We start from the raw sequence: 12,704 nt of genomic DNA, 5'->3' as shown, positions 1-12,704 counted from the left end.
GCTCACTTGTTCAAGCTACTGCGAGTAGGGTCGCCCGCAATGCCCAGCTTTGTTCGATCCCCCTGCTTAAATTCCTGCACTCTAACCGTCCATGCTGCCCCCAGGAGCGCAACAGCCGTAAGGAGAAATACAACAGGAATCCCAACCCATCCGCCCAGAAAACCGCCAATTAGCGGCCCCAGCACAATTCCGAATTGATTGGCGGTCTGGCTCAGACTGACAGCTCTGCCCCGAAAATCGCTGTCGGCATATTTGATGATCAGTGCATTCATAGCAGGGTACACCGCGGCGAAGAATAGCCCATAGATAAAGCGCAGACTTCCAAAATAAATCAGGTTATAGGCTGTCAATTGCAGAAGACTGCCAATCCCGCCGCCCAAGAGACCGATAAACAACGTTTTCTCGTATCCGATTCTGCCGCCAATTTTTCCCCAACGAGGCCCCATAATTACCGTAGCAATACCGATCGCCGAGAAGACAATGCCTGCACTAAGTGTCGCATTACTGATGTCTCCGCCAATCTGAACAACGTAAAGCGTTAGCACAGGTTCGATAATCAGCACGGAAGTCGAGACGAGTAAAATCAGAGCATAAATCCGCATCAGACCAGGATTGGAGGCCGCTTTTTTCAAATCATCCAGGATGCTCGAATGCACCGCAGTGTGGTGCTCGCGCGATTCTTTTACCCATAGAACCATAAGAGCCGACAAAAGCGTAATCACTCCCGATGCAATGAAACAGCCCCGTAGTCCGATCCAATGGCTGAGCACGCCACCCACAAGAGGCCCAAGAATCCCTCCGGCAGCGGTGGAGGTCGAGATGACGCCCAGTGCATACCCCACATGCTTTTCAGGCGTATTCGTACCAACCAATGCAATGGATGCAGGGGTGAAGCCGGCCATAAGTCCCTGAAAAATCCGCACCGCAATAAACGTATAGGGATCATAGACAAAATAATTCGCCATATGAGCAATTGCCAGTCCCACGCCTGAACGGATCAGCATTGACTTGCTACCGTATTTGTCGGCCAGCGAGCCCCAAAATGGGGCACATAAGCCACTGATCAGAAAGCTAATCGAAATCGATACGCCAGACCAGACTTCCAGTCCACTATGGATGTTCAGATCTGTTTGCAGAAACAGAGGAAAGAACGGGACCGATAAGGTGTATGCCATATGATTGAAAAAAAGTCCCAGCCACAGAATATACAGATTTCGCTTCCAGTGCAGCATCCTCATCCCTTATATTGAACAATTCCTATATAAAAAGTAGGTTATTATCCATATTAGAATACCCCTGTCAGAATGTATAATTGAAAAGTTCGATAGATTCATTCAAGAATTGAATCTGTTCACCAATTACAAAGCTGCATGAACAGTACCTTGAATTTTCGAAAAATAAAAAGGCTCACAAATTGCTACAAGAGCAAGTTTGTGAGCCTTTAACGATAATGTAATGCGGTCGAGAGGACTCGAACCTCCACAGTATTGCTACCACACGGACCTGAACCGTGCGCGTCTGCCAATTCCGCCACGACCGCATATTATGTATACTGCGATTGAATCTGATTTGTTTCAACCAGCGAATCAATCACCGTAATTAAGAATATACTCCTTTCCTGAAGAAATTGCAAGCTTTATTTTAAAAAAATTATTCATCTTCTAGATTCATAGAATGAATATAGGCAAAACCAATCACCTCTATCCATTCTATATATTTCACTTATAAGGAATCTATATGATACAACAGAAGCAAGACTTCACGACGAAGGGAGCTTCACTTATGAATCAGTTATGGCATACCAGTACCTATGATAAAGATATGGCGTTTGTCTCACAGTTTGGCGAGTCGTTAATCGATCTGCTTCAACCTCAGCCTGGTGAGAGGATCATCGATTGGGGCTGCGGTACTGGTGATCTCGCTACGGCGATAGCTTCCCATGGCGCAGCCGTCACTGGTATCGATGCTTCTGCCGAGATGATCAGAACGGCACGCAGCAAGTACCCGGAGCTGACCTTTATTGAAGCAGACGGGCAGAACTATGTGGCGGAACCAGCTGCTGACGCCATTTTCAGCAATGCAGCCCTTCACTGGCTGCTGGATGCCGATGGTGCAGCCGCATCCATCGCCGCAAGCCTGCGTCCAGGCGGACGTCTGGTCGTAGAGTTCGGCGCGCTGGGCAATATTGCGTCCATTGTCGCCGGACTGCCCCGTGCTTTTGCTGCAATTGGCCAGAGCGACAAGCAGCGCCTGCCCTGGTATTTCCCAAGTACGGGGCAGTATACCTCCCTGCTGGAGCGTCACGGGTTCACCGTGGACTTCGCCCTGTGCTTCGACCGTCCGACACCGCTGGAGGGTGGTGAGCAGGGCTTTGCGACATGGCTGAACACTTTTGCCAACGGAATTCTGAAGGTCCTCTCCCCTGCTGAACGTGCAGAGGTGATCTCCCGGATGGAAGAGGCACTTAAACCGACATTGTTCCAAGAGGGACGCTGGGTCATGGATTACCGCAGAATTCGCGTGCTGGCTTATAAGCGGTAGACAAAACTCTTTTATATAAACATTACCTTGCTACTGCGGATCGTTTGCTCCACAATAGAGGCTGAACGGAAACCGGACTGATCCAAGGAATGCTGCAACATTGAGATTACGATGAAGGCCTATTGCCTGTAGTAGAGCGCTTCTGAAATCACTATAAGTACAGCAAAGCCGCCGGGAGTTCCGGCGGCTTTACCTTATTATAGGTGCTGCACTAGGACTGCTTGTCCACAATACGCAATTCAGAGTCGCCAACATATCTGTTGCTTCCCGCGCCAAGTCCCACCAATAGCAGCACTACGCTGGCGCCAAGCAGCAGGATCAGCGGCAAGCTCCAGCTACCGGTCAGGTCATGCAATAAACCGAATAGAGCGGGTCCAGCTGCCGCCAGCACATAGCCGATGGATTGGGCCACGCCTGACAGCTCAGCGGCTTGCTGTGTGCTCCGTGTCCGCAGGCTGAAGAACATCATCACCAGCCCGAAGGAAGAACCGCCAGCGATCCCGATGGAACAGGCCCACAGCAGCATCCATGACGGGCTGCCCAGCCACACGCCTCCAATCCCTACTATATAGAGAACAAAGATGCCGATAACGAAACTGCGCTGACTTTTCATGCGTCCAGCCAGAAGGGGGATAAAAAAAGTGAACGGAAGCTGGGCAAGCTGCATAATAGACAGAATCCAGCCGGCATGGCTTAGCGTCATCCCCCGCTCCACAAGAATCACGGAGAACCAGGCGATCAGAACATAGTAGAGCAGCGATTGCAGGCCCATGAAAATTGTAACCTGCCACGCCAGACTGGAGCGCCACAGATTCCCGCCAGAAGCTGAAGCGGCTCCCGGGGAACGCTGCTCGAGATTGCGGATTTGCGGAATCCAGAGTAGCGTGGACAGAGCCGCTATGACAAACCAGATGGCCAGCGTCCCTTTCCAGCCGAGTCCGGTCCCGCTAGCCAGCGGTACACTGATACCAGAAGCGATTGCGGCGCACAAATTCATGGATACAGAGTAAATGCCGGTCATCAATCCGGTATTATGCGGGAATTTACCTTTAATTAACCCAGGCATCAATACATTACAGACGGCGATAGAAAGTCCAAGAATAGCCGTGCCAAGAAACAGCATTCCAGTTCCCGCAGATGAGCGAATCAGAATACCTATCGATAGCAGCAGCATTGACGCAACCAGCACATTAGCCAGGCCGAACCGGCGAGCCAGCTTGGGGGCAAACGGGGACAGCAACGCAAAGGCCAGTAGCGGCAAAGTAGTGATCGCCCCTGCTGCTGTATTGGATAAGCCCAGATCGTCACGGATCGTTTTGACCAGCGGACCAACGGAAGTAAACGGAGCCCGCAGGGCCGCAGCTACAATTATGATTCCCAGAATAAGCAGCCAGTTGTCCATTCGAGATCGGGATGCCGATTTTTTAACGCCGGTGGCTGTTTGTTCTTGTCTTGTGTTCATGATGTTATTTCCTCCTTGGGACCAAAAAAATACCCGCAGGTCACAAACCTGACAGGAATTGATCATAACCCAACCTATTATACGCTTTGTGCACGCCAAACACAGCATTGACAAATCAAAGATGCCTCTTTAGTATCCTAATAATGGAGATTATACCTGCTAATCCAGTTATAAACCCACCTATATAAGATGAATAAAAGATAAAGAACAAAAAGCGAGAAGGAACGAAGGGGGAAGTTTGGAACTGGAGGAGCGAAGCGCTCGCCTTTATCGCCAGATTTCAACCGCTAGAGGCGGTTATAAAGAAGAAATCTGGGGATAACAGCGACCGGAAGTCCAAACATTCCACCGTAGTGACGACCGAGCCATACGTTCAAATCTTAAGTTCGTCTTATATATATTAAATAAAAGAAAAGAGTGAAGAAAGATGATCCGTCGGTTTGCATCCTATTATCGGCCCTACAGAAAGCTGTTCATCATCGACTTCTCCTGCGCGGTCGGCGCGGGGCTGCTCGAACTTGCATTTCCAGTGGCCGTTAATAAATTTATAGACGACCTGCTCCCAGGCCAGAATTGGCCGCTCATCCTTATTGCCTGCGTTGCGCTTCTGGCGATCTACGCTCTCAATACAGTGATGCAGTATATCGTGACCTATTGGGGACACATGCTGGGAATTAATATCGAGACCGATATGCGCAAAAAAATGTTCGAGCACATTCAGAAATTATCCTTCCGTTTCTTTGATAATAACAAAACCGGCCATCTGATCGGCCGGATTACCAACGACCTGAATGATATCGGCGAGATGGCGCACCATGGCCCGGAAGATATTTTCATCGCGGTCATGACCTTAGTTGGTGCTTTTATCCTGATGGCAGACATCAATCTCAAGCTCGCCATCATTACCTTCGTCATCGTCCCGATCATGGCTTGGGTTATTATTTACTTCGGACGGAATATGACCACTACCTACCGCCAGCTTTTCGGCAACGTCGGCAACTTCAATGCGCGCATTGAAGACAATGTCGGCGGTATCCGTGTGGTACAATCCTTTGCTAATGAAGATCATGAAAAAGAGCTGTTCGCAGTAGACAACCAAATGTTCCGTCGCACGAAGCTGCTAGCCTATAAAATCATGGCCAAAAGCTTGTCCGTCAGCTATATGATGACCCGCCTCATTACCATCCTGGTGATGATCAGCGGCGCTTGGTTCTTTATCCAGGGCGAACTGGCTATCGGTGAGTTTGTTGCCTTCATCCTGCTGTCCAATGTCTTCTTCCGCCCGATTGAGAAGATCAACGCCGTAATTGAGAGCTATCCCAAAGGCATCGCCGGTTTCAAAAGATATTTGGAGATTATAGACACCGAGCCGGACATCAGCGACAAGCCGGATGCGGTGGAGGTTAGTGCATTGCGCGGTGACATCGCCTTCCAGAACGTCACCTTCGGTTATGATGATCAGCGGCCAGTGCTGAAGGGTATCAGCCTGAACGTCAAGGCCGGAGAGACTGTTGCCTTTGTCGGTCCTTCCGGTGCGGGCAAAACAACCATCTGCAGCCTGCTGCCCCGCTTCTATGATGTCACCGGAGGGGCGATTACCGTCGACGGCATCGATATTCGTGACTTGAAGCTGAACTCGTTGCGTAAGCAAATCGGGATTGTACAGCAGGATGTGTTCCTCTTCTCCGGCACGATCCGCGAGAACATCGCTTACGGTAAGCTCGATGCCCAGCTACCTGAGATCTGGGAAGCCGCTCGCCGGGCCCATCTGGAAGAGCTGATTCAGAATCTGCCGGAGGGCATGGAGACGGTGATCGGCGAGCGTGGCGTGAAGCTGTCCGGTGGACAGAAGCAGCGGCTGGCTATCGCGAGAATGTTCCTGAAGAATCCGCCGATTCTGATTCTCGACGAAGCCACCTCTGCACTTGATACAGAGACAGAAGCCGCAATCCAGCAGTCACTGAGTGAGCTGTCCGTGGGTCGGACCACCCTGGTCATTGCCCACCGCCTGACGACGATCAAGAATGCCGACCGAATTATCGTTGTTAACGAAGACGGTATTGCCGAGCAAGGACGTCATGATGAACTGGTTCATGCCGGTGGAATTTACAGCCGTCTGCATCAGGTGCAGTTCAACGCCTAACGTTCAATAACTCAGTAGATGCAACAGAGTATTAACTTTTACTCAAAAGAAAAGCTGTCCCAGCGTTATCTTCAGGAACGCGGGACAGCTTCGGTTTAATAGGTTAACCAGAGCTTTCTGGTTAACCTATTTTTTTGTACAATGATCAGGAAACAGACAGCCTCCGCAGATGTCAAATTACGATGTCCTGGCTATAGCCCAGGACCAGCTTGACCTTATGGAATACCAGTACAGCGCTTATTTTTTCGCGATATGCACTTTCAACTGCTTGCCCTTCACGGTAGTCTCCCGCATAGCCTGAAGCACCTGTGGACCTTTGCCGTTCAGTATATCCACATAAGTTACATTATCCTGTATCGTGATGATTCCGATATCTTCAGCAGTCACCCCATCGAGCTTAGCCAGCGTGCCGACAAAATCCACCGCCCGGAGCTTCTTCTTCTTGCCGCCGTTAAAGTACAGCTTCATGATGTCCTTGCTTAAGCTTTCGCTCCGGTCCTTCTTGCGCACTGGCTGCCTGTTGATCTTCTTCCCGAACGCTTCCTGCGCTGCTACCACATCATCCTCAGAAGGAACCGGCATCACAGGAATACTGAAGCCAATATAGTCTTCAATCTCCTTCACCCATTTATGTTCATTCGGCGTCACAAAAGTGATGGCTTTACCCGATTTGCCTCCACGAGCGGTTCTGCCCGTCCGGTGAACATAGCTTTCTTTCTCCAACGGGATATCGTAGTTGATCACATGAGTGATATTCTCGATATCAATTCCTCTCGCGGCTACGTCGGTGGCAATCAGGTAACGGAACTGCCCTCTCTTAAAAGCATTCATAACCTCAAACCGTTCGTCCTGCATCATGCCACCATGGATCTTGTCGCACGGGTATTCCAGATCAGCCAGGCCGCGGAACAGATCATTCACCTGCTCTTGGGTCCGGCAAAAGATAATGCAGCTGTCCGGGTTCTCCACCGTGAGAAGATCGCTCAGCAGCGAGAATTTGGCTGCCGGTCTCACTTCAATAAGCGCATGCTCGATCGTCGCCGTGGTGATGCCGCTGGCCTGAATCTCAATATCCACTGGTTCATTCATATACTTGCGACAGAGGTTCTTAACCTTGTCCGGCAAGGTTGCGGAGAATAACAGGGTCACCCGATCCTGCGGTAGCTTCTGGATAATCGCCTCCACTTGCTCAATAAAGCCCATGTTAAGCATTTCATCCGCTTCGTCAATAATAAGATATTTCAGTCGATTCAGCGGCAATGTGCCTCGCTCGATATGATCAAACACGCGTCCTGGTGTCCCCACGACGACATGCGTTTTTTGTGTAAGCTCTATCTTCTGCGGGGCAAAAGGCGATTTGCCGACCAAGGCTACCGCTTTGATCCGCTTCAGGCGCCCGATGTTGGTAATGTCATTCTGCACCTGCGCAGCAAGCTCCCGTGTAGGCGTCAGAATCAGCGCCTGCGGCTTATTCTCTGCCCAATCCACCAGTTCGCAGACCGGAATACCGAAGGCAGCTGTTTTTCCACTGCCAGTTTGTGATTTGACGATCAGATCCTGCCCTGTCAACGCCACGGGAATAACCTTGCTCTGTACCTCTGTAGGCGTGGCATAGGAGAGTGCTTCCAGCGCTTTTAAAATATCTTCTTGTAGTTCATAATCCTTAAATTGTAATCCGCTCATCATTCAACCTCTTCTTTACCCAAGTAGCAGCTAGCTGCCCGCATTCCATTCCTTGTAGAACTCATCTAGAAAATGAAGCATAAACCCATGACGTTCCTCGGCCAGCTTACGCCCGTAAGGCGTATTCATCAGGTCTTTCAGCTTCAGCAGCTTCTCATAAAAATGATTAACCGCCGTTCCTTTACTGTAATCCCGGTATTCCGCCTTCAGCGATTCCTCGCGCGGAGGCAGGCCGGGATCATGCATTGGGCGCCCCTTCGCACCCGAGAACACGAACGTGCGGGCAATGCCGATTGCACCAAGTGCATCCAGACGGTCCGCATCCTGCACGACCCGCCCTTCCAGCGTTTTCATCGGTTCGCCCCCACCACCGCTGTAAGACATCGTGTCAATGATCTCGAGAATATGTTCAATCTGTCCACGATCGTCTATGCAGGACAGAAGCCAATTGCGGACCTTCTCCATTCCGGCTTTCTTGGAGGGGTTCAATTTCTCGTCGGCAACATCATGTAGCAGTGCCGCCATGGCGCAGATGAAAGGGTCTGCCTGTTCCTGCGCCGCGATGGCACAGGCGGTATTTCTGACTCTATCGGAATGCCACCAATCATGGCCCGTCGTATCCTGGCCCAATTGCTCCTGTACAAAATCCTCTGTGCGGGAAATAATGTGTGAGGTGTTCATGGGTACGCTCCCTTTTCGCTATAAATAATAGTACAATGAATCAATTTCATAAATCCATAAGTGAGCGTCTAATCATCGATATCTAGTTGTACATGGTTTAGGTATAACTAGATATTTCACCTATCGGGATTGAAATCTGCATGATGAAGTTGATTCACATGGACGTCTCATTATAGCTTACACACAGCCATTCGCCTACCTTAATTGAGACGACATCAAAAGTATTGACTTGCAAGACCTAACATTATCCGTTATAATCTGCTGTAATTACGAAGAAAGGGAGATGATTCACCATGTGTCTTACTACAACGAACCTCATATTGAATCAACTCCATCATTATTACAAACAGCGTTAGCACCCCTGTAACTATTCAGGGCGGGCTAACGCTTTCGCGTTTGGCCTCCCTGCGGCATATGCGAACGCGCAGGACCAAGAGGTCCGGCGCGTTTTTTTGTTCTTTAAATTTATGACTATGCCAATTCAAAGGAGCTGCCAACCATGCAAAATGTCAAAGGAACCTACGATTACTTCGGAAAAGAACAACGGCTGCGGAAAAAAGTTCAAGCCCTCCTCGAAGAACAGTTTGCACTATATGATTATGAATCTATGGATACTACTTTGCTGAACGAGCTTGAGCTGCTGACCTCAAAGTACGCCGGGGGCGATGAGATTCTGAAAGAGATGTATCAACTCAGCGATCAAGGAGAACGCAGATTAGGACTTCGCTATGACCTAACCATTCCCTTCGCCAAAGTGATTGCCCTGAATCCTGGAATTGAACTGCCTTTCAAGCGTTATGAGATCGGCAAAGTATTCCGCGACGGTCCGGTCAAGCGGGGACGGCTACGGGAATTCCTGCAATGTGATGCCGATGTCGTCGGCATTTCCGGCCCGGAGGCAGAAGCCGAGCTGATGCAGCTCGCAAACGAAGTCTTCCGCAGGCTGGAGATCCCTGTCGTGATGAAATGGAACAACCGGCGCTTCCTGGGTGAAATTCTGGAGGCCCTTGGCGTCCCAGCCTCCGACAGCTTATCGGTGATGTTGACTCTAGACAAGCTGCAAAAAGTCGGCGCAGCTGGCGTGAGGAGTGAGCTGACGGACAAAGGGCTTAACGATGATACGACCGCCGCCATTCTCGAATTGATCGGGATGGAAAATCCTGATTTTGAACAACTGTGTAGCAAGTATAACTTGACCGGACAACCTGGCGCTGTAGAGGTACTCTCCCTTCAGACCCTGATCTCGAAGATAGGGCTGCAGGAGACCTGTCAGTTCGATCCGTTCCTGTCTCGAGGCCTCTCCTTCTACACCGGTACGGTATATGAGATTTTCGATGCCTCCGGCACCTTCACTTCCAGTCTCGGTGGTGGCGGAAGATATGACGCCATCATTGGAAAGCTGGTTGAACGGGAGGATATGGCGTACCCGACGGTTGGATTGTCTTTTGGCATGGAATCGATTATGGCCCTCCTTGGTGAACGTCCGATGGAGGAGAATAACGCCTCAGTCATGATTATCCCCATAGGTGACGATACCATGGCGCAGGCGCTGCTCACCGCAGCACAGCTTCGTGTGGAAGGTATCCGTACCACAATTGAAACCGGGAAACGTAAGCTCAAAAAGGTGCTGGCTTCCGCCTCGACCAAAGGCATCCGATATGTGATTCTCATCGGGGAGAATGAAGTTAGCGAAGGGATTGTACGGCTGAAGGATATGCAAGAGCAATGCGAATATACCGTTGCGCCGGATGAAGCCATCTACTTAATCACCAAATAGCTGCTCTTAGTAGCTCATGAACTGACCTAGTGCTCACGAACTGATCTGGTGCTCATGAACTGATCTAGGTTCCTGCGGATCTCACTCCTGCATGAGATAGCCGCTGGGGGTCCAAACATTGCTGAGCTGATGGACATGATACTTAGGGGTACTTTCGTAGTTCCACCATTTGGGACCAGCGACAGCAACAAGAGATACAGGAACTTCTCCTGTACCTCTTACGCTGATTGCTATATATTTTTGCAAACCATAGAGATGGTTTGATCCCTAACCAGTTTCCTATGCCTCAGAACGCATCTTGAAATAGCGCTCCCGGTACTCTTTGGGAGTCTTGCCATAATGCTTTTTGAAGGCAATACTGAACTCATCTGGACTGGCATAACCAACGGTCATAGCAATATCGGATAGCTTCAGTACGTTCTCCTGAAGGAATGGTTCGGCCTTCGCTGCCCTCACACTACCCACATAGTCGTTCAATGTGGAACCGACATGCTGCTTGAACAGTCGTGACAAGTCTGCTTCATTCATATGATACTTATTCGCTAGTATTGGAAGCTTCAATCCGTAACCATAATTAACCTCTACATACTTTCTGACTGCCTCGACCAAAAACACTCCGTCCCGGTCTTCAGTCTTCTTCACTTCCTCTATCAGATGCTGGGCTCTTTCGCTAAGCGCTTCCAGTAACCATTCACCGGAGGGGTGACCCGAAAATAGTGACTGTCCATTCCATAGATATTTCTGCAGCGAGGAACCGCCAGAAGCATACTTTCCAGCTAGAGCCACCAGCAGCAGCAGAATTCGTAGCGCCAGAAAGGTATGCTCATCGGCAGAGCGCTCTTCTTCTACACCCTTACCTTCAAAAATCTCCGTCAGCTGCTCACGGACAGCCTGCATTTTGTAATGCTCAATGCTGTTTGCCAGTTTTCGTTCCGTTCCCGGGGAGAATGTCGGCAGTGCCTGGAGATCTGTCCTATAATCAGCATCGCGCTCCCTGCTCAGTCCCCAGTTCCATAAAGCCGATGCAAATCCATTCTTCAGGTTCTTCAATCCTTTGAATTCCATTCCGATCCCTGCTGCACTGTCAAGCATCAACTCTGCTCCAGAGGTCTTTCGCAGTTCCTGCAAGAACCGGGCAGCCTTGTCCTCATCTGCCGCCTCCTTCTTAAGAGCGATCAGGAAATACTTTAAGGCGGGGTTCCCCGGATCGCTGAACGGATAAACGCCTTTCCACCTGGCCGCCGTCTCACGGCATAGCCTCTGAAAACTTTGGTACAGCAAGTCACGCCGTTCTTGCCGTTCTTTTGCCCATATAGGCGGAAGATGCATCTCCACTGTCACAAACTGTCCCCGCAGGTCATTCCCGGCAAGTGGCGCCATTCCCAGCTGCGTAAGCCGTTCCCTCACAGCTCTTGTGCTGTACCATTCCCCCTTCACAAGCTGCAGTAGATGGTCCTCCTGCAGAAGCCATAGCTGCTCGCTTCGTACAACAGATTTCGCTTTCAGCCTTGTAGGCTGAGCAGAGCCTTGTCCTTCGTAAAGATCAACCGCAAGCTTGGCAAGCAGTGCATTCAATTCATCGCGTGCAACTGGCTTCAGCAAGTAATCCTTCACGCCAAGTCTGACGGCTTCCCGCAGATCCTCAAAGTCAGAGTACCCCGACAACGCCACTGTCCGCAGACCAGGGTACTTTTCCTTGCATATCCTGATGAATTCGATTCCGTCCATCTGTGGCATCCGCATATCCGAGATGATTACCTGGGGCAAGGGCTTTCGCTTCAACAGCTTGAGCGCCTCACTCCCGCTTCCCGCCTCTGACACAATCTCAAACCCCGCAGCCTTCCAGTCAATCTTGGTCTTGATGCTGCTGCGAACACTTTTCTCATCGTCAACTAGCATTACCCCATACATTCTTTCAACCCCTTGTCCAGAACGCGGCGTACACGCTGTCTGCCGTGCAGTGAAGACAGCCCACATGCTCACTTATGCTAACAGTATGTTCCAAATCATCGGAAACCAGACCAGCATAAGCTTTTCATTAGAAGGGGGTATCTCAAAAGGGTACGATCCTCTTCAAATAGGCAGTACATTTGAAGCTGGCTTTGAGCTAGGCTTAGATTTAACAGGAAAAAGTACCGTTAATTCTCCCCTTTCAAGGGTTTTGCTCGAATTACGGGAAATTCTCCAGTTAATTTTCTACCTTGTAAGAAAATCGATGGGTATCCTCGATATTAACTGGAGTTTTTCCAGTTATTTTTGGGAAGCACGCTATTTCCGAACAATTAACGGGAGTTTTTCCTGTTATTTAAGCGCTGCATGACATCCTCTTTTGCTTTTACCGGATTCGCAACGCTTGAAGGCCGAGTGGCTCTAGCTACCTATCCCTTGACTGCCCCTTACTCATCCCTTACTCATCC

General features: G+C 50.0%; 9 protein-coding genes and 1 tRNA gene. 4 read left to right on the top strand and 6 right to left on the bottom strand.

Going from position 1 to position 12,704, the window contains the following annotated elements:
• Window positions 1-2 precede the first annotated feature (2 nt).
• The gene (locus tag AC3Y23_RS13880) at window positions 3-1,232 is read right to left on the bottom strand and encodes an MFS transporter (RefSeq protein WP_379199797.1); all 1,230 of its coding nucleotides are present in this window, start codon (window positions 1,230-1,232) and stop codon (window positions 3-5) included.
• Window positions 1,233-1,456: 224 nt separating this feature from the next.
• Window positions 1,457-1,540: transfer RNA gene (locus tag AC3Y23_RS13875), tRNA-Leu, on the bottom strand.
• A 242-nt stretch (window positions 1,541-1,782) separates the two neighbouring features.
• Between AC3Y23_RS13875 and AC3Y23_RS13870 the strand changes: the two genes are divergently transcribed.
• Window positions 1,783-2,541: a class I SAM-dependent methyltransferase gene (locus tag AC3Y23_RS13870; protein WP_379199795.1), complete on the top strand. Its 759-nt coding sequence runs from the start codon at window positions 1,783-1,785 to the stop codon at window positions 2,539-2,541.
• A 211-nt stretch (window positions 2,542-2,752) separates the two neighbouring features.
• Here the strand turns inward: AC3Y23_RS13870 and AC3Y23_RS13865 are convergent, their stop codons facing one another.
• Complete coding sequence (locus AC3Y23_RS13865; RefSeq protein WP_379199793.1) at window positions 2,753-4,003, bottom strand: CynX/NimT family MFS transporter; 1,251 nt, start codon at window positions 4,001-4,003, stop codon at window positions 2,753-2,755.
• A 427-nt stretch (window positions 4,004-4,430) separates the two neighbouring features.
• Between AC3Y23_RS13865 and AC3Y23_RS13860 the strand changes: the two genes are divergently transcribed.
• Window positions 4,431-6,146 carry an ABC transporter ATP-binding protein gene (locus AC3Y23_RS13860; RefSeq protein WP_379199791.1) on the top strand — a complete coding sequence of 572 codons (1,716 nt, stop codon included), beginning with the start codon at window positions 4,431-4,433 and terminating at the stop codon, window positions 6,144-6,146.
• Between the two features lie 237 nt (window positions 6,147-6,383).
• On the opposite strand, the gene AC3Y23_RS13855 is transcribed toward AC3Y23_RS13860, so the two are convergent.
• Together AC3Y23_RS13855 and AC3Y23_RS13850 are read right to left on the bottom strand one after the other, a co-directional pair.
• Window positions 6,384-7,829 carry a DEAD/DEAH box helicase gene (locus tag AC3Y23_RS13855; RefSeq protein WP_379199789.1) on the bottom strand — a complete coding sequence of 482 codons (1,446 nt, stop codon included), beginning with the start codon at window positions 7,827-7,829 and terminating at the stop codon, window positions 6,384-6,386.
• Window positions 7,830-7,859: 30 nt separating this feature from the next.
• Window positions 7,860-8,510, bottom strand: a complete 651-nt coding sequence (locus AC3Y23_RS13850) for an HD domain-containing protein (protein WP_379199787.1) — start codon at window positions 8,508-8,510, stop codon at window positions 7,860-7,862.
• Window positions 8,511-9,009: 499 nt separating this feature from the next.
• Between AC3Y23_RS13850 and AC3Y23_RS13845 the strand changes: the two genes are divergently transcribed.
• The gene (locus AC3Y23_RS13845; protein WP_379199785.1) at window positions 9,010-10,287 is read left to right on the top strand and encodes a histidine--tRNA ligase; all 1,278 of its coding nucleotides are present in this window, start codon (window positions 9,010-9,012) and stop codon (window positions 10,285-10,287) included.
• A 279-nt stretch (window positions 10,288-10,566) separates the two neighbouring features.
• On the opposite strand, the gene AC3Y23_RS13840 is transcribed toward AC3Y23_RS13845, so the two are convergent.
• Entirely contained in the window at window positions 10,567-12,198 is a 1,632-nt protein-coding gene (locus AC3Y23_RS13840) for a response regulator transcription factor (protein WP_379199783.1), read from the bottom strand.
• Between the two features lie 85 nt (window positions 12,199-12,283).
• On the opposite strand from AC3Y23_RS13840, the gene AC3Y23_RS13835 reads away from it, so the two are divergent.
• Entirely contained in the window at window positions 12,284-12,607 is a 324-nt protein-coding gene (locus AC3Y23_RS13835; RefSeq protein WP_379199781.1) for a hypothetical protein, read from the top strand.
• Window positions 12,608-12,704: the final 97 nt, after the last annotated feature.

The organism is Paenibacillus sp. MAHUQ-45, from assembly GCF_058133325.1.
The sequence above is the reverse complement of the archived record's forward strand: the minus strand, read 5'-3'. Positions and strand labels throughout refer to the sequence as shown.

What these genes read in the sequence shown, in the direction of transcription:
- AC3Y23_RS13850 (WP_379199787.1), bottom strand. Translation starts at nt 8,510, where the DNA reads ATGAACACCTCACACATTATTTCCCGCACAGAGGATTTTGTACAGGAG.
- AC3Y23_RS13845 (WP_379199785.1), top strand. Translation starts at nt 9,010, where the DNA reads ATGCAAAATGTCAAAGGAACCTACGATTACTTCGGAAAAGAACAACGG.
- AC3Y23_RS13870 (WP_379199795.1), top strand. Translation starts at nt 1,783, where the DNA reads ATGAATCAGTTATGGCATACCAGTACCTATGATAAAGATATGGCGTTT.
- AC3Y23_RS13835 (WP_379199781.1), top strand. Translation starts at nt 12,284, where the DNA reads ATGTTCCAAATCATCGGAAACCAGACCAGCATAAGCTTTTCATTAGAA.
- AC3Y23_RS13860 (WP_379199791.1), top strand. Translation starts at nt 4,431, where the DNA reads ATGATCCGTCGGTTTGCATCCTATTATCGGCCCTACAGAAAGCTGTTC.
- AC3Y23_RS13865 (WP_379199793.1), bottom strand. Translation starts at nt 4,003, where the DNA reads ATGAACACAAGACAAGAACAAACAGCCACCGGCGTTAAAAAATCGGCA.
- AC3Y23_RS13840 (WP_379199783.1), bottom strand. Translation starts at nt 12,198, where the DNA reads ATGTATGGGGTAATGCTAGTTGACGATGAGAAAAGTGTTCGCAGCAGC.
- AC3Y23_RS13855 (WP_379199789.1), bottom strand. Translation starts at nt 7,829, where the DNA reads ATGAGCGGATTACAATTTAAGGATTATGAACTACAAGAAGATATTTTA.
- AC3Y23_RS13880 (WP_379199797.1), bottom strand. Translation starts at nt 1,232, where the DNA reads ATGCTGCACTGGAAGCGAAATCTGTATATTCTGTGGCTGGGACTTTTT.